The organism is Clostridium sp. AF37-5 (assembly GCF_003477605.1).
GTDB lineage: Bacteria > Bacillota > Clostridia > Lachnospirales > Lachnospiraceae > Eubacterium_F.
The window spans coordinates 224,221-244,342 of record NZ_QUDR01000001.1 but is presented as its reverse complement, the minus strand read 5'-3'; the positions used below and the strand labels follow the sequence as shown (position 1 = coordinate 244,342).

Sequence of the window (20,122 nt, the reverse complement as noted above, 5' to 3'; positions counted from 1 at the left end):
TCACACTCCTATATGTTTTATCATGGTGTCTGCCACATCTTCGAGTGGCACGACTTCATTTACAATTCCCGCCTGTACTACTGCGCGCGGCATACCATATACCACGCAGGTGTCTTCATTCTGCGCTACAACCTGAATGTCCTTGCTTTTTTTCAATGCACGGATTCCTTTGCAGCCATCGCTTCCCATCCCGGTCAAAACACCACAGACAATGTGTTCCACCGAACAAGAAACCAGTGATTCAAAAAAGATATCCGCACACGGCTTTAATCCCCCTCTTGCCGGCTTATCATTTTCCGACAAAATCAGATTTCCCTGTGCATCTTCTATGACTTCACACTGCTTGCCGCCCTGCGCAATATAAACCGTGCCCTTTTTCAGGCAGTCACCATCCTCAGCCTCCTTAACGTCGAGATTACTAATCTCATTCAAGCGAGCTGCTAATGACTTCGTAAATCCTGCCGGCATATGCTGGACAACGACTAACGGTAATGGAAAATCCTTTGGAAAATACGGAATTACCGACTGTAATGCCCTTGGTCCTCCGGTTGAAGAAGCAATCACTGCCAAACCGCCGCTTCCCCTGCCACTTTTTGGCACCTTCTTTTTTGCGGTTTTCTTCACCTTCTTCTCGGTCTGACTTTCCACATTTTTTGATTGGCTCTGAACCTGTAACTGCTGTTCTAAAATTGACTGCTCAACCTTTTTAGGAAGAGGCAGCTTACACGCCATATAGGTTCTCAGTAATACCTTTTTTCGGAATTCCTGATACCCCCCGCCAATGGAACCATTTGGTTTTTTAACAAAATCAAACGCACCAAGTGCCAATGCTTCAATGGTTTCATCAGCGCTCTGGCTGGCAATTGAACTTACAATCAATACCGGAATCTGAATTCGATATTTGTTTAGTTCCTTAAGGAGCTGTACGCCATCCATCTTCGGCATATTAATATCAACCAAAAGAATGTCCGGACGACATCCCCCCTGTAAAACATTAAGCGCTTCAAGTCCATTATTCGCTGTCTTTTCGACAATCAGTTGTTCATCATCATTTATTATATCAGAAAGGACCCTTCTCATAAGTGCAGAGTCATCAACAATCAATACTTTTTTCATCTGTGACATCTACTCCTTTCTCATCCTTCTTCGCTGCTCTTCAAAAACGTACTTAATTACCGTTTCACGTTCTTTCTCATTAATATTCAAAAATTCGCCCCTTGTCTCATAGGCAACACGGCTTCCCTCAAAATGAACGCAGGATACTACCTTCATATACAAAGAAAGTGGAATAATTCCACTTTGCAGCGAAAGTGGAAGGACAATTTCCACAAAATCCCCTTTTTTACATTCTACATTACCATGAAAACGAATTCCGCCTCCACTTAAATCTGAAATGGTACCTTCTTCCCACAAAATTTCATCTTTCTCTTTGTCCTGCTCCGCTTCATTTTTCTTTTCAAACTGCTCTTTTGGAACAATCCGGTAACGAATTGGGAACAAACAATCCAAACGATAAAACTTTCTCCTCTGAAACTTTTTCAATGGTGTCAAAAAGATAACATCCATCACATACATACGATTTTCTGTGTAACGTTTCTTAATCCGTGCTGTACACTGATACAAACCGGAGTTTGTAAAAAAACACAGATTATAATCGTCATCAATTTCCAATGGAATTACTTTCCCCTCGCTAATGGGCATTGCGATTTTGGCGGTTCTGTCCCCGTCAAAATCCAACAACTGACTGCCATATTTTTTATCTGACACCTTTCGCCCGATTGCACTTTTTATATGCATCAGTTCAATCCGGTCTCCAATCGCAAATGTAACTTTCACGGGGTTCCTCCTTTCTATCGCCGATTAAATTTCATACGAATTACATTTGAAAATAACTGCTTAATACCAACAGCGCGTGGTTTTTCTTTCTCCATATCAAGTAAAGAAAGTGCAATCTTTTCCACAGACTGCGAAGCCAGTGCATCCGGGTCTGCTACGCTAAGTGGTTTCTGATGCATGACTGCTCTCTGCATATTTACATCATAAGGAATTGCCCCCAGATAATCAATATCTATGTCTAAAAACTTATTAACAACAACACCTAATTTCTGGAACAATTCATCCGCTTCTTTTTTCCCACGTACCTGATTGGCAATCATCTTAACAACCGTTTTTTCCGGCATATACGAAGAATTGCGGTTCAACGCTTTTAATAACGCATAGGCGTCCGTAATGGACGTCGGCTCCGGCGTAGCCACCAAAAGCACTTCTTCGCTGGCTGCCACAAACTCAAGCACCGAATCTCCGATTCCGGCACCGGTATCCACAATAATTACATCTGCCTGTTTGTCTAACTCTTCCATTTTCTGAATCAGCCAGAAAACCTGTTCACGATTCAGATTTGCCATCTCATTGATGCCGGAACCGCCGGAAAGAAAACCGATCCCTTCCGGTCCATAAGTCATTACATCTTGTATGCTTTTTCCTCGAAACATCAAATCTGCCAAATTATACTTTGGGCGAATACCAAGCATAATCTCAATGTTTGCCAAACCAAAGTCAGCATCCAGTACAACCACTCTCTTGCCGAGTCTGTGAAGCTGAATTGCCAGATTTACAGAAAAACTTGTTTTACCGACGCCACCTTTGCCGGATGTAACCGTAATAACTCTTGCTGTTCGTTTTTTTTCATCAATTTCCTGCTTTTTAATTATATTTCGTAAGCTTTCTGCCTGATCCATTCCACACCTTCCTTTCTCGCCATAGAATTAGTTCGTATGATTATCACTTAGTAATTTTTTTGCCACTCTCTGCGGATCCATCTCGCCAATGTCTTCCGGAACATTTTGTCCCCACGTTACATAAGACAATGGACAATTTGTTTTCACTCTCATATTCAACATGATTCCCGCCGAAGACGTTTCGTCAAGTTTCGTAAAAATAAGACTAAAATCCGTAAGCACCGAGTAGACTGACGCAATCTTTTGTAAGTCACTGTATTTTGTACCTGCATTTAGTACCAGATAAACCTGTCTTTCATTCACCGGAATCTGCTCAAGCAATGCCCGGATGTCTTCCATCTGCTCTTTGCTTCTATGAGAACGTCCGGCAGTATCAATCAAGCAGACATCATACTGCTTAAGTTTTTCAAGATTATCCCCCAATTCTTGAGGACTGTAAATCACCTCAAGCGGGACGGATAAAATATTTGCATAAGTCTTTAACTGTTCCACCGCTGCAATGCGGTAAGTATCTGCTGTTACGAGTGCAATTTTTGCATGCTTCTCTAATTTTAATTTCGAAGCAATTTTAGCAATGGTTGTTGTTTTTCCTACTCCGGTTGAACCAAGGAAAAAGATAAATTTCGTCTTTGCATTTTCCTCTGACTTAATGCTGTAAGGCTGCCCTAACATCAAGATGATCTTCTGGTAAATATTTGCCAAAATCTGGTCTAACGGTGCATTTTTAGCAAGCGAACGATTCACCTCATCCATAATGGATTTTGCAATTTCTTCATCCACTTCATTCTGAACTAACTGCTGATATATCAACTCTTTATAGGCCTTTGTTTTTTCATCCTCCTCATCCTCTTCTTTGGATTCAGAAACCTCTTTTGGCTCTACGTTCTCTTTTGGCTCCGAAACCGGTATTTCGAGTGTTTTCTCAACTTTCTCGGTCATACCTTCTTTCTGCATCATCTGTTTCTCCAAAAGAGCTTGCAGCATACTAATGCGTTCTTCCAAACTACTGTTATCCGGTGCATCTGCTTTTTTCTCTGCTTCCGAAAACTTGCCTGCTTCAACCGGCCGCTTCTCTTTTGCCGCTTCCTCTTGTGAGTACAGTGGCGTCTCATCCAATGCTGCTGTCACCTCAACCTTTCCGCGGACAAATAACTTCGCAAGACCTTTTGGTTTTACCTTCTTAATATTCATGACAATGGCATTATTCCCCAATTCGTTTTTTGCCATTTCAATTGCATCTTTTTCTGATTTTGCTAAAAACTTTTTGATAATCACTCTACCGTCACCATCCCAACTGATTGTAATTCAACATCGGAATCAATTTCATTATATGACAATACATGCAGATTCCTAAATTGTTCTTGCGTTAATTTTTTCAGGTACATACGAACAATCGGCGAAGTAATAATAATCGGCGTTCGTCCCAGTTCCTCTAATTTGTCTGTCTCTTCCCGTAAAGAAGTCATCAGCCGGTTTGTATAATCCGGGTCAAGTGCCAGATAAGCACCCTGTTCGGTCTGTTTCACCGAATCCATAATAACCTGCTCTACGTTCGGATCCAATGTCACAACGCTGGTTGTTTCATTGTTATTAAAATACTGATTTGAAATTGCACGTTTCAAACTCTGTCTGACATACTCCGTCAATACATCCGTATCATGCGTTGTCGGCGCATAATCGGCTAACGTTTCAAAAATTGTAACCAAATCTCTTATGGAAATGCCTTCCGCCAAAAGATTCTGTAACACCTTTTGGATTTCTCCAACATTTAACAATTTTGGAACCAGTTCTGATACCAGCGTCTCGTTTGCCTCCTTCACATTCTCAATCAAGTTGTGTACATCCTGTCTGGTGAGAAGTTCATCCAGATGTGATCGGATAATTTCCATCAAATGTGTCGCAATAATTGATGGCGGATCAACTACGGTATAACCAAGGGATTCTGCCCGCTCACGCTGACTTTCCGTAATCCAAATTGCCGGCAGATGGTACGACGGTTCAAACGTCGGAATACCGGAAATTTCTTCTTCTACATAACCAGGATTCATCGCCATGTAGTGGTCAAACAAAATTTCTCCCTCACTGACCGGCACGCCTTTTATCTTAATCAGATACTGATTTGGATTGAGCTGAATGTTATCACGTAGTCGAATCATCGGAACAACACAGCCAAGCTCTAATGCAATCTGTCTTCGTATCATAACCACACGGTCTAGCAAGTCACCGCCCTGGTTGACATCGGCAAGTGGAATAATTCCATAACCAAATTCCAGTTCAATGGCATCCACCTGCAACAGTGAACTGACATTTTCCGGTCTCCTGATTTCCTCTGCGGATTCCTCTTCTTCCGAAACTGCCTCGTCTGTCTCTGTCATCTCCAATTGATTTGCTATCATTCTTGCCGTCAGTAAAAACATAATTCCATAGGCACAAAATACCAACATATTCAGTGGTGTAAACAAACCTAAGCCAATCAAGGCAATACCAACAATATTAAGTACTTTCGGCGTAGAAAAAAGCTGCCTTCTCAAAATATTGCCAACATCCGCTTCTTTGGAACCTTTCGTTACCAAAATACCGGTGGATAATGAAATCATAAGGGATGGAATCTGGCTCACCAGACCATCACCAATTGTCAAAATCGAATATCTCTGAACCGCTGCATTAATGTCCATGCCATTCATCAGAACACCAATCGCAATACCACCAACGAAGTTCAAAACCGTAATTACTAAGCCCGCCGTCGCATCTCCCTTGACGTACTTTGTAGCACCATCCATGGAACCAAAGAAAGCCGATTCCTGTTGAATCTTTTCGCGGCGTTCTTTTGCCTCCTCATCCGTTATGGCACCTGTATTCAAATCAGCATCAATTGCCATCTGTTTACCGGGCATCGCATCCAGTGTAAAACGCGCTGTTACTTCTGACACACGCTCGGAACCTTTGTTGATAACGAGTAACTGCATGATAACCAATACAAAGAACACAATAGCACCAACAACTAAGTTACCACCACCGACAAAGTTACCAAATGTATCAACTACATTACCGGCATCTGCCTTCAGCAAAATATTTCTTGTAGAACTGACATTCAACGACAATCGAAATAACGTCGTCAAAAGCAGCAACGTCGGAAATGCCGACATATCAAGAGGCTCTTTAGAAAACAATGCATTAAACAAAATAATCATCGAAAGTGCAATATTTAATGCAAATAACAAGTCCAGCAAAAAGAGCGGAACCGGAATAATTAAGCACAAAATAGGCACTAAGATAAATGCACCTAACACCATATCTTCGCGACGCATTGCTTTTCCTCCTTTACGTTTTTTCTATCAAAATCAACTTACTTTACCTTGTAATCCATATACATAAGCTAAAATCTCTGCAACCATCTGGTACAATTCCGGCGGAATCTGCTCTCCTAATTCTACATTGTGATACAACATTCTCGCCAAAGGCTTATTTTCTACAATTTCAATCTTATTTTCCTTTGCTACTTCACGAATACGGCCCGCCAGATAATCCGCACCCTTTGCCACAACAATTGGTGCCTCAGCTACTTCCTTATCGTATTTCAGTGCAACCGCCAAGTGAGTCGGGTTCGTGATAACTACATCCGCCTCCGGCAGTTCCTGCATCATACGTCGTCTTGACGCCTCTTGCATCTTTCTTCGAATCTGGCCTTTAATCTGTGGATTTCCTTCCGTATTTTTATATTCGTCTTTAACTTCCTGTTTCGTCATTTTCATGTCATTGTTAAACTTGCGTTTCTGGTACATCCAGTCCGCAAAAGCAATGACAAAGAAAACAGCCGTAATCTGAAAGGCAATATTTAACACGGTACTAACAATCAGGCTAACCGCTGACCAGATATCAAGCTGATAAATGTTGACAATCATGCCCCATTCATCTTTTAGCGCCTGATATACCACGTAGAACAAAATTCCTACTTTAACAACCGCCTTAATCAATTCAAATATTTTATCTTTTGAAAACATCCGTTTAAAACCGCTAATTGGATTAATTTTATTCGGTTTTGGCTGTAACGGCTTTAATGTAACTTTCCATTTAACCTGAACAACATTTACAACAAATGCGCCAATCATCGCAAGTGCTAACATCGGCAGTAACGTAATGGTAATCTCCTTGAGGCCAAACTGAAGCAAACCATCAGCACGCTTAACGGTAAATACATCCGTTGCATAGTCGTTGATATTTCCATAATAAAACTGAAACATGTCATACAACCGCTTCATCATAAAACTGCCGAACACTTTTAAGCATCCAAATAATACAAGCAATAAAACTGCCGTGTTCAAATCCTGGCTCTTTGGAGCCTGTCCTTCTTCTCGTGCCTTATCCAGCTTTTTGGGTGTCGCGGGTTCTGTTTTTTCACCGCCCTCACCGTCTTTGGCAAAAAGCTGAAGGTTATAGGAATATACCAAATAATCACCTGCCAACTCATCCGACTTTTCACTTCGGTGTAAACAAATGAATCACCTGTGTGATTACGTCCTTCATTTCACCAAAAATGTAATCTGAAACCATCGGAAAACTCTGTATCACAATTACCAAAACAGCCAGTCCTGCCAGCACCTTAATCTGCATACCAACCACAAACATATTCATCTGTGGTGCTGCCTTAGCAAGTACACCAAGCACAACATTAATCAGCAGCATACAACAGAAAACCGGCAGAACAATACGCACCGCAATGATGAAATAATTCGCAATAAAATCAACCACGATGTTTTTCAGTGAAACGGTATCAAACACCGCTTTCCCAACATTGAAATAGGAAAAAGAATCCACAATTGCTCGAATGATGTAATAATGCATATTGGTAACAACTAACATGAGCATAAGCAGATAATTGTACAAACTTCCGGTTACAGAAAACTGCATATTCACCATCGGGTCAAACATATTTGCCATGGATAATCCCATTTCCATATCCATCAACTGTCCCGCCAGGTTAATAATGTAAAAACACATACTGCACATCAATCCAAGAACTACACCAATCATAGATTCTTTCAAAACGAGTGCTGAATATCCAAACACCCCGGAATACGTCAAATCGACAACCGGAGTGACCTGAATCACCACTAAGGACATAAAAACGCTCATTGCCGCACGAATCCGCATTGGCACAGACGAATAACTAAAAAATGGTGCTGTCATAATAAACCCGGAAACTCTCATCAAAATCAAGAGATAAAACTCCAGGTGTTCGAGCGTAAATGTCATTCTCAGCCTCCTGCATAAAGAGCAAATTTTTCACACAGTTTTGTAAAAAGTTCCACGCAATTGTTCATAATCCATCCACCACATATAAGCATTGTAATGAATATTGCCAATAGTTTCGGAACAAAGGTTAAAGTCTGCTCCTGAATGGAAGTAACTGTCTGAAAAATACTAATTACCAGTCCAACAATCAGGGAAACTAACAACAACGGAGCACTACATTTAATGATACACCAAATCATATCGACTGTCACATCAAGTACATCTGCATCTGTCATCTAATCGCCCCCTGTCAGTAAAAGGTTTTGACCAACTGTCCAATCACGAGATTCCAGCCATCTGCTAAGACAAACAATAATATCTTAAACGGCATCGAAATCGTCGTCGGCGGCAGCATCATCATACCCATCGACATAAGTGTCGATGCCACTACCATATCAATTACGATAAACGGCAAGTATATCAAAAAACCGATAATAAACGCAATTCGTAATTCACTTATCATAAACGCCGGTATCAGAACAAGAGTCGGTATCTCATCTTCTTTTTCAATGGAAACATCATTGCTCTGTTTCTCAATTTCCATAAACAAGCGGATATCCTTCCGGTTCGTCTGCTCAAACATAAATTTGCGGATTGGTTTGAGTCCGGCATTTAATGCTTCTTCCTGAGTAAGTTTCCCCTTATCATATGGCTGAATACAATCTTTATTTATCTGCGTCATAACAGGTGCCATAATAAAAAGGGTCAAAAACAACGCAATTCCAATCAATACCTGATTAGGTGGTGAAGTCTGCGTTCCCAATGCCGAACGGACAAAATGAAGAACGACAATAATTCTTGTAAAGGAAGTTACCATAACAAGCAAAAACGGTGCTAACGACAATAATGTCAACACCAAAATCATCTTCATACTTGCCGACAAGCTGGAACTTCCGGCATTGGAAGTAATATTAAACTGAAAATCCTGCGGAGAGTCCGGATCCTGCACTTCTCCTTTGGAACTGCCACTTGCTTCGCTTATATCTGATTTTGAACTAACCGGTGCCGCATGCACATAAATTGTGGCACTACAAAAAAAGGTTAATATACAAAGCATGGCTAACAGAATTACAACTCGTACAGATACTTGATGTGCTTTCTTCTGTGTCTTCATAAATACCAACCTTTTCTAATTTTCTTTCTTGTTTTTGTTCAACTTGTCAAGCAGTTCTTTAAACGAAACTTTCTGACCATTACGAACTTCTTCTGAAAAATCCAGTTGAGCTTCATCCAATGGTGTTAAAAAGGTAATCTGATCCTTTGTAACACCAATGGAATAATACTTCTTGCCTAACTGAATAATCTGAATGTATTTCCCATTCGTAATTTTAAATGTCTCAATCACCTTAATATTACGTGACTGGCTCTGTATCATCCCAGATTTTGCAATCCATTTTGTCACATAATACGTCCCGGCAAGGACAAGGACAAAGACAACAACAACAGCGGTCAACTGTAAAATATTCTCAAGCATTAGCCAATAGCCTTCTTAACAGCCTCTAATACACGATCTGCCTGGAAAGGTTTTACAATAAAATCCTTTGCACCAGACTGAATGGATTCGATAACCATTGCCTGCTGACCCATAGCGGAACACATAATAACCGTAGCATTCGCATCAGCTTCTTTAATCTTTTTCAGAGCCTGAATACCATCCATCTCCGGCATTGTGATATCCATCATTACAAGGTCCGGTTTTGTTTCGTTGTATTTCTCGACAGCTTTGAGTCCATTCTCTGCTTCCCCTGCGACATCATATCCATTCTTTGTCAAAATATCTTTGATCATGACTCTCATAAATGCTGCGTCATCACAAATTAATACACTCTTTGCCATTATAACTTTCCTCCATTTTATTCTTTAATAATCTCGGTTACACGAATACCGAAACTTTCCTCAATTACAACAACCTCGCCCTTGGCAACAAATTTTCCATTTACAAGAACATCAATTGGCTCCCCTGCCAACTTATCCAATTCAATGATTGTTCCCGGTGCAAAATCCAGTATATCTTTTATCGATTTGCTGGTTCTTCCAAGTTCCACGGTAACTTCCAATGGAACATCCATAATCAAATCAATGTTTTCCGGTGCAATTCCGTCAAGCTGAGGTGCCTGAGCAAAATTTTGGAACTGTGCCGGCTGTATATTAATATCCTGTGGCGGAACAGCATACATTGGCTGCTGCATTCCTGCCATAGGTTGTTGTTGTGGATTTGCAAAATTTTGTGGCACTGGCTGTGGCGCCGGTGCTGCCGGCTGTGCCTGTGGCTGCGGTGCCGGTTCTACGGCAACTGCCTGGCTTGCAGGAGCGTTCTCAGCCGAATCACCACCTGTCTTACCAACAAACTGCTGATAAATCAATCTGGCAAATTCGATTGGGTACAACTGCATAATCTCACTGTCAACCAAATCACCAATTTCCATTCGGAAAGAAACCTGTGCAAATAACTGCCCGGACAAATCACCAAGACCAGCCCCATCTAATCCCTCTCCAAAATCAACTCTCGTAGCAGTCGGCGGACTAATATCCACCTTTTCATTAATCATGGATGACATCGATGTCGCTGCCGAACCCATCATCTGATTCATCGCTTCACAAATAGCACTCAAATGTAAATCACTTAATTCGGTGTCATCGACGTTGGTTCCGTCACCGCCCATCATAAGGTCAGTAATTACCTTTACATCCCTTTCTTTCAATATTAATAAATTTTTACCTTGTAAGCCCGTCTTATAAGATATGTAAATGAAAACAACCGGAGCCTCGCACTGTGCAGACAATTCCTCTAGTGTCGTGTAGGAAACAGTAGGAGTTGTAATATCAACCCGGTTATTAACCAAAATCGACAACGTCGTTGCCGCCGTCCCCATACTTATATTTGAAATTTCACCTAACGCATCCGATTCTTCCGGAGTCAGCTTCTCGGCTTTCGAAATATCGCTTGATGTCTGTACGGCATCCGATGCTGCTTCTTCTGAAGTGCTATCCGCATCCATATTGCCTAATAACGCATTAATCTCTTCCTGCGATAACATTCCGTCCATTGCACTACTCCTCTCTGTAAATTGATTTTATTTTTACTGCATAGGAATCTTCATAAGCTCCCGGGATTGCAGAAAATTTCTTTATGTTGCCAACATAAACATCCAATTCATCTTCCAGCCTCGTGTTTACTTTTATAATATCCCCCGGCTGCAAATGAATGAAGTCATTCACCGATATCGCGCTTCGTCCCATAATCGCACGAACCGGAATCTGAGCTCTCTGCAATGATTCTTCCAGGTAATCTCTATATGTACCGTCTCCGGTTGCTACAGAAGTGGAGTACCAGTATTTAGTGTTCACCTTATCAATCACCGGCTCTAATACCGCATATGGAATACAAACATTCATAAGTCCCTCTACTTCACCAATTTTAATGCTCATCGTAACAATCGATGTCATCTCATTTGGTGTAACAAACTGAGCAAACTGCGAGTTTGTCTCAATCCTCTCAAGCATCGGCTCCAACACCTGAACAGTATGCCACGGTTCCACCAAAAGGTTTGTGCAAACTACCATAATGCGTTCAATAATTGTCAATTCTATTTCCGTAAATTCGCGATTTTTCTCCAACGGCTTTCCACCGCCTCCAAGCATTCGGTCGACAACAGCAAACCCAATTTCCGTTGACACTTCCATAATAATGTTACCATCAAGTGGCGCAAAATTTACAACACCTAGTATAACCGGATTTGACAAGGAATTGGAAAACTCCTGATAAGTAACCGCCTCCGAATGCATCACTTCAACCTGTACGTTCTTACGAAGATATACTGGCAGATTTGTGGAAAGAAGTCTGGCATAATGCTCAAAAATAAATTCAAGCGTTCGCAGATGCTCTTTTGAGAACTTGGATGGTCTCGCAAAATCATAATCCTTAATCTGTCGATCATCCGTCTCACCCGCCTCATCTGGGTCAAATTCACCACTATTAAGCGCGGATAACAAATTATCTATCTCATTCTGCGACAATACGTCACCCATTTGTTCTCACCTCTTTTCTCACACTGTTGTTTATTATATCATATTTCCTTCATAAACTAAAGTCTTTTTTTCGATTCTTACAATCAGGCAATCAATGGATCTTTTAACGAAATCTCAACAACTGCCTTTGTATTGTATTTTGCCTGAATTTTCTTCACAATTTCAGAACGAACCTTTACCAAGTCTAATGTTGTAGCTGTATAACTTCCAAGTGTTTCTTTCACAATATCATCTACATAAATATCATTGGTCTGAATCGATTCACTCACCTTTTTATAATCATCGGCTTTGCTGTTAAAAGAAATTGTAAAACCGGCAAGCTGCGCATAATGGTTGCTGTCGTCACCGGCATCTTTTTTTAGGTTAATATTTACTGCCGAATCATAAGTTTTCGTATAAGCCACCAAATCATCAATTGTATAGTCCTGCTCTTCGGAATTTGGGTCATCAATATTTAAATCAATCACCGATGCCACTTTATCAACCAGAGCAGCTGTCTTATTTGAGGCAGGTACAATAGAAAAGACAAGTACAATCCCCAATACAAGATTCACAATTGATACCGCCATAACAATAATGGTCAATATATTCTTCTTCATAAGAAATTCCTCCATTTACTTACTTGTATAAATCTTAATCTCAACACGCCGGTTCTGAGCGCGTCCTTTTCTTGTTTTATTGGATGCCACCGGCTCATACTCACCCATACCGGAAATCTCAATTTCCGTCTCCTTTGGCTTCATATGTTTTTTATTTACCAAATATTCAAACACCGTATTCGCACGTGCTGTTGAAAGCATCATATTGTTCTTGTATCTGCCGGAAATTGGAACATTATCCGTGTGTCCTTCAATTTTGATCCGATGGTCTGCATATCGCTTCAAAATATCTCCGACTTTGCTCATCAAAGGCACCATGTTTTTCTTAAACTCAATATCGCCGGATTCAAAAAGCAGTGCACCATTTAATGAAATTTGAACAAATTGATATTTTTTATCCATATTAATGTTAATCTGGTCTTCCACGTTCTGATGTTCTGCATCCTGTGTGAGTTCTTTGTACAATTTTTCTGCCTTTTCCTTTTGTTCCTGCTGTTGTTTTTTTAAAAATCCCTCTTCTGCTTTCGCTTTATCATTCATCGGCTTTTCTCCGGTTGACTGGTTGCCCTGCTCAGATTTGTTACCATCCTGCTTGTCAACCTGTTCTTCCGATTTCTGATTGTCCTCTCCGGAATTTTCATATTCGTTAAAATACTCCGAAATCGAAACAAGTTGATCGGTTCCACTTGATACAAATGCACCTTCCCCAACAGCAGCACCGCCACCATCAAAGATATTAATCCGCTCCGTCATGGATGTTACTAACTGTTCGTACTTATCAGCATCGACAGTCGACATTGAAAACAAAAGGACGAAAAAACAAAGCAAAAGATTCATCAGGTCGGCAAAGGTATTAATCCATCCGGCGCTAATACCCTCCTGTTCCGCCTTCTTTTTCTTTCGGGCCATTAAGCGTCACCACCTTGTCCGCTGCCTTTATTACCACCACCAAGAACTTCTTCTCTCTCACTAGGTGCAAGGAAAGATTTCAGTTTTTCCTCAATCACACGTGGATTTTCACCTGCCTGAATAGAAAGAATTCCTTCGCAGATAACTTCCTTCATAATAATTTCTTTCTGGTTTTTCGCACGCAGTTTTGTTGCAATCGGGATACTGATCCAATTGGCAATCAGCGAACCATACAAAGTAGTAACCAACGCAACCGCCATGTTCGGTCCAATTGAACTTGGATCATCCAAATGTTTTAACATGTTAATCAATCCAATCAAAGTACCAATCATTCCCCATGCAGGACCCATAGCGGCCAAGTTATCCCAGAAGCTGTAAACTTTGCTATGTCTCTGCTCAATGCAATCAAGTTCTGTCTCTAGAATACTTGATACCAATTCCTGATCCGTGCCATCAACAATCAACATAATTCCCTTCTTCAGGAAATCATCATCTATGTCACCGGCTGCCTCTTCTAACTGCAAAAGCCCTTCTTTACGAGCTACGTTTGCCAAATCAATAATTTTATGTATCGTCTCCCCCTCGCTGGATTCCTGTACTTTGATTGTCAAAAGGAATGACTTTAAGCAGTTTATAAGTTCTCCAATGTTGCCGGACATCGTCAGCATACACATCAAACATCCAACAATAACAATCAAAAAGGACGGATAATCCCAAAAGTTTTCCAATGCAGCAAATCCTAAGTCACCAGAAACAATACCATATACTACGGCTCCCGCACATCCTACGAGGCCTATAATTGTAGCTATATCCAAAATGACACCACCTAACTGTTACATGTTATTTCTTTCTCGTATAATTTTACTAGATTTTTCACTTCTTGTCTACTTTCTTTTACAATTATTTTTTTTCCCGTTGTTAAAGTTATCACCGTATCCGGTGTTTCCTCTACCATTTCAATCAAATGGTTATTAATGGTAAGTAATGAACCATTCATTCTTGTCACATCAATCATAAACCCCTCCTTACTTGTAAAAAGCACACTGACCCATCCGCATAATTCATGCGGATGGGTCAATATGCCTAATCATTATCGTTTCAGATTAATGAGTTCCTCAAGCATTGTATCAGATGTAGTAATAACACGGGAGTTTGCCTGAAAACCACGTTGTGTCGTAATCATATTGGTAAACTCGGTTGCCAGATCAACATCGGACATTTCCAAAGCTCCGACTGAGAATTTACCAACTTCTGAAATATCCACACCAATTCCATCAAAATCACCGGAGTTCAAGGTTGCTGCATACATGCTGTTACCAACCGCCTCTAAGCCGGATGGATTAGCAAATGTTGCCACTGCGATCTGTCCTAACAATTTTTTGTCACCGTTACTGTATACACCATAAATCATACCATCAGTCTGAATTGAGAAACCATTTAAAGTTCCTGCCGCATTACCGGCTCCATCCCCGTTGTTATTGCTGTCACCACGGTTTGGTTTTACTTTACAGGTTTTATTGCTCGCATACATCGTCAAATCCGAGAAGTTAACATCCACACCACTGGTTGGATACGAATTTCCGGTATCACTTAAGTTTAATTTCAGCACCTTGCCATCAGCACTGCTTACACTGGTAAATGCACCGGTCACCGGATTAAAGGTAAGTACCGGCCAGTCCGTATCAGCAGGAAACGAAATATCACCACTACTTGGATCTACTGTATAATTTGTGCCCCCAAGATCTATCTCGTTAAAATTAATCACCTGCTCGGTAGAAATGTAATTACCTGTCGCATCATCTTTCTTTTTCAAAATAGATTTACCATCTGCACCAAGAACATCATGAAGACGAACGCTGTATGTATTTGGCGCATCCGCACTCGTCTGGATAATACTGAGTTTTGCTGTACACAAATTACCTAAATTATCATAAAAGCTGACTGCCATTGGGTAACCGGCTCCATCTGCACTATAAGCAACTAAAGGGTCTTTTTGGTCTACATTTCCGGAAAGGGAAACTTTCGTTGTCGCATTTGGGTCAGAATAAGCATTCTCGCCACCCATCAAATTCAAGGTAGATACGGTATCTTTGCGGATTTCTCCATTTTCATCAACACCCCATCCAAGAACAGAAGCACCATTTGTTGTGCAATATAAAGTACCATTTGCATCAATATCCAGCGCCCCGGATTTTGTGAAATATGTATTTCCATTGCTTCTTACAATCAAAAACGCATCACCGTTAATCATAAGATCCATGCCGCGATCGGTACGCTGCGTTGCTCCGGTACCACTTAAATCCACGCTAATTGCTGCCACGTTAGATCCAAGACCAATCTGTACTGCGTTCGTTCCTGCTGTGCCAGTTGTTGCGTTCGGACCGGATGCATTCTGTGTTGTCTGATAAAATACATCGGTAAAGTTTACTGTACTTCCACGGAAACCAACCGTATTTACGTTTGAAATGTTATTACCAATTACGTCCATCTTTGTCTGATGAACTTTCAATCCGGATACACCGGAATACAATGATCTCATCATAATGAATCACCCTCCAATTTTACTTTCGTTATGCTCTCTCTGTCAGTCAAGAGCATGTATGCTTCCTGTTAAGGGCCAGCATATATTTGTTTTTAGTTAATTATCGCTCCATCGATATTGGTAAATACAGCATTTTTTGTGTCATTTACCGCAGTAATCACCAGATTATTCTTCACATTCACAATAAACGCAAAATTGTCAACCATGACTAAGGACTCTTTCATCCCTTTTTCTTTCGCCTTACAGGTTGCCTCTAACAGTCTTTCTTTCTGATCTGCCGACATATCAATCTGCCTGGTTTCTAACCGCTTTGACGCATGTTTGGAAAATAAGATTTCATCAAACGATGCTGTATTTGTCTGCACAGTCTGTTTGGAAACCTGTCTCTGTGAATCTGTTGTCTGCATCCGGTGACGAATCTGTTCCATGGATGTAAAACCATTCGTTACATTCATAGCACCCGACCTCCTTGTCACACTTATTCAGCCTTTGTCTTCTCTGTTTCTTCAGCTTTTTCGGTGTCTTTATTCGCATCCGAAGAATCCTTATCTCCGTTTGGAATACCGCTTCGTACTACTTTGATACATACCTTATCTTTGACTGTTGTTTTAAGCGGATCATCAAAGTAAAAGCCTAAATAATAATCACCCGGCTCTAATTCACTGAAAGCTTCCGGGGAAATGGTTACCGTTCCATTATCGTACTTTAGATACTTGGAATCTATGTACTGGCCGTTTAGCGCAACTGCCACACTGCTTGCCTCATACCCTTTACTTCCTAAATCAATAGAAACTTCAATAAGGGATGGGTTTGAAAGATCATATGTCTTCGTTTGTGCTGTAACACTTGGCAAATACTCTTTAATAGCATAATAACTATCCATTACCTGTACCAAATCGTCTAAGTCATACGAATTTCCATCAACAACCAACATAGCCTTGCCATTCTTCATTTCGACACAATCTACCGTTCCGCGCACTTCTTTATAAGTTCCCGCAGAATCAGTTGTCTGTACAATAACTTCTTTGCCAACCAAACTGTAAGCACTTGTATTTGACATCGTAGAACTCATATTGGTCATCTGTTCAAGCGCAGAGAACTGTGCTAACTGAGAAATAAACTGTGTATCATCCTGTGGATTTAACGGATCCTGATTCTGAAGCTGAGTCACTAAAAGTTTCAAAAACTCATCTTTACCAAGTTCACTTGAACCTCTTTGATTAACTTTACGCTCAGTTGTTCCATACGTCAAATCTTCCAATGCTGTCGTCAAATCACTTGTACTGCTTACTGCCATCTTCTCACTTCCTTTCTAAGCCGTATAATCGACCATACTATTAACGTCACGCCGTTCAGACGCTGTCGTCAAATCTTCATTCTTTTCCTCATCCGAAAAACTTTCATTCGGACGGAATTTGCGGTTTCCGCTCTGTTTGGAACCGGTCTGCTCTTGTCCTTCGCCGTCCTTTTTCAGTCCAAACTCAGCGACTGTCACTTCTACCTCATCCACTTTAAGTCCCTGCTCGTTAAAAGCTTCTTTTAAGTGAATCATCTGACTTTCAAGTGCTTCTTTTGCCATCTGGTTTTCTACAACCATCGTCGCTGTCGCAATTCCTGCGCTTGCTGCCACCGTGATATTGACACGGCCTAAGCTTGCCGGATTTAAACGAAGTTCCATACTGGTCGTTTCCGGCATTACACGGATGCGAACCTGTCGAACAACCTGCTCCACAATCTGATTCATCGTCTGTGTTACACTCTGCCCCTTCATGCCACTTGATTTTTCAAGTGCTTGTGAAAGACGGTCTGTAAACGTTTCCGCCATCGTAGCATGGGTAGGAACCAATGAATCATCGCCCTGCAACATCTCACTGTCATCACGCATAGACATATCCTGCTGTGAATCTTTTTGCAAATTTGAAGAATTTGCATCTTCCGCTATTGCGGTCATGGTATTCTCCACTGTTCCTGTCTGGTTTAACGCATCTTTGTCTGCAGCCATAGTGTCCGTTTGACTTGCCGCCTGCAATGTATCCACTGCCTGCTTTAACAGTTGCGGCATCGCCTCTGCCTTAAGAGAAGCAAGCTCTTCCTTCGTCACACCGAGCGTATCACACACAAAATCAGCAATTGCATCTGTCACTTCTGAAAGTTCTGTATTCAACGCATCATTGGTTAAAAATGCACTCGCATCTTCTATGCCATGAACACTGAGAACCAACTGTTTAAGCGCATCTGCATTCACTGCCATAATACCATTCTCGCTGTTACAAAGAATGAGTGATTCCGGCTGCAAATCCAATGAATTTAGGATACCCTGTAATTCTTCATTTGTCAGACCAAGTAAATCTTGTAATAAAACTGTCACCTGCGAAGCAAGAACAACGGTAACTTCTTCGATATCCGCTTCATCATCCGCTATCTGTTTTACCGTCAGTGAATCCTGCGTATCATTTGAAGCCGCTGTGTCGGATTTTGTATGAATGGCTTTTGATTTCTGATAACGGTTTGCTGCTAACTCTTTTCTCGCCATGCCATCATCTACTTTGTCATCCAGTGCAAAATCATCCATGGATTTTTTTGTCTGCTGCTTATTTCCCTGACTGCTCATTACGGCCTCAAACAAGGTACCTTTTGCCTTTTCGCTTTTCTCAGCAACTGCTGCAGCAGCCTTTGGCAGAACATTTGAAATTCCCTGCATCGTCATTTCATTTCCCTCCTTTCTTCTTAAAAATCTACTACAAATTTTATATCGGCATTTACCTGTCTTTTCTTTAGTTTTTATTTATTTTTCATCGCCGTCATCTTCGTCGTAACCTGAGCTGCCGTCGTTGGTTTCATGTTCTGCAAAATCAAAGCACTTTTCGAAGTCTGCATACTGTCAAGTATCTTTGCAACCAAAGTTAAATCATTGGTCATCTCGGACAAAATTGCTGCTGCGCTGGCAGGTTCCATTTTGCCGTATGCATCCGCCTGATCCTTGATTTCCTGCGAATACTCATAATCCTTGCAGACTTCCTTATAAATTTTTTCTGCATTGTCCGGCTCTATTTCTTCATAGTATTTTTTATACTCTTCCGTATCCGGTGCCTTATCGTTATAAACGACGTTTTTATCAAACTCCTGCACACGTTTTGCAAACGCACTCTGTTCCTGCTCAAATTTCTTTAATCGGTTAATTTCCGCCTGCAGTTCGGACACTTCACTCTGGTTGGCACTACCGGCATTTTTATTTGCTGCGAGCTGGCTCTCAAGCTCTTTAATTCTCGCATTTGCCTCCGTCAGATTATCATATTCTTTACTTGCCGATGCATCCTGGTTCTGCGCCGGTTCCGGCAAAATCATATTTACAACAGGAACATCTTTCAAAACCGGATACAACACTTCACTTCCAAAGTTCCCCACATCCAGTTTAATCAGCACACCAAAGATAGCAAGCCATATCACAACAATGACAAGTACAATAAGCATTGTAACAATTTTACTTCCTGTACTTTCATCTGTCGAAACCTTATTTTCCTTATTCTTGTCCTTTTTTGCCATGACAAATCTCCTTTCACTCGAATTTCTCTGCACCATAGCGGTAGCTCACAAGCTCATCCACTTCTTTTTGCTCTTTTTGATTTTCTTCCGCTACAAATTTTTCAAAAGCCTTTTCTTTTAACTTTTCAAAGGTCTTTCTTTCCTTCATTGCTTCATTGAGATGTTCTCTTGCCACCTCAACTTCTTTTTCTTTCTGCTTTACAACTAATATCTGCTGTCGCAAATACATTCGAAAAATCTCAACGTCATCTTCCCTTCTCCTTATCTGCCCGACTTTCAGATTTTCAAGCATTGCTTCTTTCAACGTCTGCTTTCCTGCTTCCAGTCTATTTTCACACTGTTTTTGCATAAGCAGTGCCTCCTGAAGGGAACGGTTCGCCTGCGCAAAATTATTTTTCGCCTGCTCTTCAAGCTTTTCTTTCATGTTCAAAATATTCTGCATGGAAAAAATAAATCGTGCCATCGTTCAC

At 41.0% G+C, this 20,122-nt stretch carries 23 protein-coding genes; all 23 read right to left on the bottom strand.

The window, feature by feature from the left end; genetic code table 11:
• The 23 genes from cheB to fliJ all read right to left on the bottom strand — a co-directional run bounded on the left by cheB (window position 1) and on the right by fliJ (window position 20,115).
• Window positions 1–1,116 (bottom strand): chemotaxis-specific protein-glutamate methyltransferase CheB, encoded by a 1,116-nt coding sequence (gene cheB, locus DW019_RS01080; RefSeq protein ID WP_117477831.1) that lies wholly within the window; start codon window positions 1,114–1,116, stop codon window positions 1–3.
• Between the two features lie 9 nt (window positions 1,117–1,125).
• Window positions 1,126–1,836, bottom strand: coding sequence for a flagellar brake protein (locus DW019_RS01075; protein WP_117477737.1), 711 nt, complete (start codon window positions 1,834–1,836; stop codon window positions 1,126–1,128).
• Window positions 1,837–1,850: 14 nt separating this feature from the next.
• The gene (locus DW019_RS01070; protein ID WP_117477736.1) at window positions 1,851–2,738 is read right to left on the bottom strand and encodes a MinD/ParA family protein; all 888 of its coding nucleotides are present in this window, start codon (window positions 2,736–2,738) and stop codon (window positions 1,851–1,853) included.
• A gap of 27 nt (window positions 2,739–2,765) precedes the next feature.
• Window positions 2,766–4,013, bottom strand: coding sequence for a flagellar biosynthesis protein FlhF (flhF, locus tag DW019_RS01065; protein WP_118442199.1), 1,248 nt, complete (start codon window positions 4,011–4,013; stop codon window positions 2,766–2,768).
• A complete protein-coding gene (gene flhA / locus DW019_RS01060) occupies window positions 4,010–6,046 on the bottom strand; it encodes a flagellar biosynthesis protein FlhA (RefSeq protein WP_022377995.1) in 2,037 nt (678 codons plus the stop codon). The genes flhF and flhA overlap by 4 nt, the downstream gene beginning before the upstream one ends.
• 33 nt (window positions 6,047–6,079) lie before the next feature.
• Entirely contained in the window at window positions 6,080–7,186 is a 1,107-nt protein-coding gene (flhB, locus tag DW019_RS01055; protein WP_117477734.1) for a flagellar biosynthesis protein FlhB, read from the bottom strand.
• A gap of 28 nt (window positions 7,187–7,214) precedes the next feature.
• A complete protein-coding gene (fliR, locus tag DW019_RS01050) occupies window positions 7,215–7,991 on the bottom strand; it encodes a flagellar biosynthetic protein FliR (protein WP_022377997.1) in 777 nt (258 codons plus the stop codon).
• Window positions 7,992–7,993: 2 nt separating this feature from the next.
• Window positions 7,994–8,266: a flagellar biosynthesis protein FliQ gene (fliQ, locus tag DW019_RS01045; RefSeq protein ID WP_022377998.1), complete on the bottom strand. Its 273-nt coding sequence runs from the start codon at window positions 8,264–8,266 to the stop codon at window positions 7,994–7,996.
• Between the two features lie 14 nt (window positions 8,267–8,280).
• Window positions 8,281–9,144 carry a flagellar type III secretion system pore protein FliP gene (gene fliP, locus DW019_RS01040; protein ID WP_022377999.1) on the bottom strand — a complete coding sequence of 288 codons (864 nt, stop codon included), beginning with the start codon at window positions 9,142–9,144 and terminating at the stop codon, window positions 8,281–8,283.
• 15 nt (window positions 9,145–9,159) lie between these two features.
• A complete protein-coding gene (locus DW019_RS01035) occupies window positions 9,160–9,504 on the bottom strand; it encodes a flagellar biosynthetic protein FliO (protein WP_022378000.1) in 345 nt (114 codons plus the stop codon).
• On the bottom strand, window positions 9,504–9,866 hold the full coding sequence (locus DW019_RS01030) for a response regulator (protein ID WP_022378001.1): 363 nt from the start codon (window positions 9,864–9,866) through the stop codon (window positions 9,504–9,506). The genes DW019_RS01035 and DW019_RS01030 overlap by 1 nt, the downstream gene beginning before the upstream one ends.
• 17 nt (window positions 9,867–9,883) lie before the next feature.
• Complete coding sequence (fliY, locus tag DW019_RS01025; protein ID WP_118442198.1) at window positions 9,884–11,077, bottom strand: flagellar motor switch phosphatase FliY; 1,194 nt, start codon at window positions 11,075–11,077, stop codon at window positions 9,884–9,886.
• 4 nt (window positions 11,078–11,081) lie between these two features.
• Complete coding sequence (fliM, locus tag DW019_RS01020) at window positions 11,082–12,059, bottom strand: flagellar motor switch protein FliM (protein ID WP_117477730.1); 978 nt, start codon at window positions 12,057–12,059, stop codon at window positions 11,082–11,084.
• A gap of 83 nt (window positions 12,060–12,142) precedes the next feature.
• Window positions 12,143–12,658 carry a hypothetical protein gene (locus DW019_RS01015; RefSeq protein WP_022378004.1) on the bottom strand — a complete coding sequence of 172 codons (516 nt, stop codon included), beginning with the start codon at window positions 12,656–12,658 and terminating at the stop codon, window positions 12,143–12,145.
• Between the two features lie 15 nt (window positions 12,659–12,673).
• Window positions 12,674–13,567 carry a flagellar motor protein MotB gene (locus DW019_RS01010; RefSeq protein WP_022378005.1) on the bottom strand — a complete coding sequence of 298 codons (894 nt, stop codon included), beginning with the start codon at window positions 13,565–13,567 and terminating at the stop codon, window positions 12,674–12,676.
• Window positions 13,567–14,382, bottom strand: coding sequence for a motility protein A (locus tag DW019_RS01005; RefSeq protein WP_117477729.1), 816 nt, complete (start codon window positions 14,380–14,382; stop codon window positions 13,567–13,569). Before DW019_RS01005 ends, DW019_RS01010 begins: the two co-directional genes overlap by 1 nt.
• A gap of 11 nt (window positions 14,383–14,393) precedes the next feature.
• The gene (locus DW019_RS01000) at window positions 14,394–14,609 is read right to left on the bottom strand and encodes a flagellar FlbD family protein (protein WP_347461284.1); all 216 of its coding nucleotides are present in this window, start codon (window positions 14,607–14,609) and stop codon (window positions 14,394–14,396) included.
• A 48-nt stretch (window positions 14,610–14,657) separates the two neighbouring features.
• Complete coding sequence (locus DW019_RS00995; RefSeq protein WP_117477728.1) at window positions 14,658–16,109, bottom strand: flagellar hook-basal body complex protein; 1,452 nt, start codon at window positions 16,107–16,109, stop codon at window positions 14,658–14,660.
• 92 nt (window positions 16,110–16,201) lie between these two features.
• Window positions 16,202–16,564, bottom strand: coding sequence for a TIGR02530 family flagellar biosynthesis protein (locus DW019_RS00990; RefSeq protein WP_118442197.1), 363 nt, complete (start codon window positions 16,562–16,564; stop codon window positions 16,202–16,204).
• 23 nt (window positions 16,565–16,587) lie between these two features.
• A complete protein-coding gene (locus tag DW019_RS00985; protein ID WP_118442196.1) occupies window positions 16,588–17,406 on the bottom strand; it encodes a flagellar hook capping FlgD N-terminal domain-containing protein in 819 nt (272 codons plus the stop codon).
• A gap of 15 nt (window positions 17,407–17,421) precedes the next feature.
• On the bottom strand, window positions 17,422–18,816 hold the full coding sequence (locus DW019_RS00980; RefSeq protein WP_118442195.1) for a flagellar hook-length control protein FliK: 1,395 nt from the start codon (window positions 18,814–18,816) through the stop codon (window positions 17,422–17,424).
• Window positions 18,817–18,890: 74 nt separating this feature from the next.
• Window positions 18,891–19,652 (bottom strand): hypothetical protein, encoded by a 762-nt coding sequence (locus DW019_RS00975; protein ID WP_118442194.1) that lies wholly within the window; start codon window positions 19,650–19,652, stop codon window positions 18,891–18,893.
• A 13-nt stretch (window positions 19,653–19,665) separates the two neighbouring features.
• Entirely contained in the window at window positions 19,666–20,115 is a 450-nt protein-coding gene (gene fliJ, locus DW019_RS00970; protein WP_022378013.1) for a flagellar export protein FliJ, read from the bottom strand.
• Window positions 20,116–20,122 lie beyond the last annotated feature (7 nt).

What these genes read in the sequence shown, in the direction of transcription:
- cheB (WP_117477831.1), bottom strand. Translation starts at nt 1,116, where the DNA reads ATGAAAAAAGTATTGATTGTTGATGACTCTGCACTTATGAGAAGGGTC.
- DW019_RS01070 (WP_117477736.1), bottom strand. Translation starts at nt 2,738, where the DNA reads ATGGATCAGGCAGAAAGCTTACGAAATATAATTAAAAAGCAGGAAATT.
- flhA (WP_022377995.1), bottom strand. Translation starts at nt 6,046, where the DNA reads ATGCGTCGCGAAGATATGGTGTTAGGTGCATTTATCTTAGTGCCTATT.
- fliR (WP_022377997.1), bottom strand. Translation starts at nt 7,991, where the DNA reads ATGACATTTACGCTCGAACACCTGGAGTTTTATCTCTTGATTTTGATG.
- fliQ (WP_022377998.1), bottom strand. Translation starts at nt 8,266, where the DNA reads ATGACAGATGCAGATGTACTTGATGTGACAGTCGATATGATTTGGTGT.
- fliP (WP_022377999.1), bottom strand. Translation starts at nt 9,144, where the DNA reads ATGAAGACACAGAAGAAAGCACATCAAGTATCTGTACGAGTTGTAATT.
- DW019_RS01035 (WP_022378000.1), bottom strand. Translation starts at nt 9,504, where the DNA reads ATGCTTGAGAATATTTTACAGTTGACCGCTGTTGTTGTTGTCTTTGTC.
- DW019_RS01030 (WP_022378001.1), bottom strand. Translation starts at nt 9,866, where the DNA reads ATGGCAAAGAGTGTATTAATTTGTGATGACGCAGCATTTATGAGAGTC.
- fliY (WP_118442198.1), bottom strand. Translation starts at nt 11,077, where the DNA reads ATGGACGGAATGTTATCGCAGGAAGAGATTAATGCGTTATTAGGCAAT.
- fliM (WP_117477730.1), bottom strand. Translation starts at nt 12,059, where the DNA reads ATGGGTGACGTATTGTCGCAGAATGAGATAGATAATTTGTTATCCGCG.
- DW019_RS01015 (WP_022378004.1), bottom strand. Translation starts at nt 12,658, where the DNA reads ATGAAGAAGAATATATTGACCATTATTGTTATGGCGGTATCAATTGTG.
- DW019_RS01010 (WP_022378005.1), bottom strand. Translation starts at nt 13,567, where the DNA reads ATGGCCCGAAAGAAAAAGAAGGCGGAACAGGAGGGTATTAGCGCCGGA.
- DW019_RS00995 (WP_117477728.1), bottom strand. Translation starts at nt 16,109, where the DNA reads ATGATGAGATCATTGTATTCCGGTGTATCCGGATTGAAAGTTCATCAG.
- DW019_RS00990 (WP_118442197.1), bottom strand. Translation starts at nt 16,564, where the DNA reads ATGAATGTAACGAATGGTTTTACATCCATGGAACAGATTCGTCACCGG.
- DW019_RS00985 (WP_118442196.1), bottom strand. Translation starts at nt 17,406, where the DNA reads ATGGCAGTAAGCAGTACAAGTGATTTGACGACAGCATTGGAAGATTTG.
- DW019_RS00980 (WP_118442195.1), bottom strand. Translation starts at nt 18,816, where the DNA reads ATGACGATGCAGGGAATTTCAAATGTTCTGCCAAAGGCTGCTGCAGCA.
- DW019_RS00975 (WP_118442194.1), bottom strand. Translation starts at nt 19,652, where the DNA reads ATGGCAAAAAAGGACAAGAATAAGGAAAATAAGGTTTCGACAGATGAA.
- fliJ (WP_022378013.1), bottom strand. Translation starts at nt 20,115, where the DNA reads ATGGCACGATTTATTTTTTCCATGCAGAATATTTTGAACATGAAAGAA.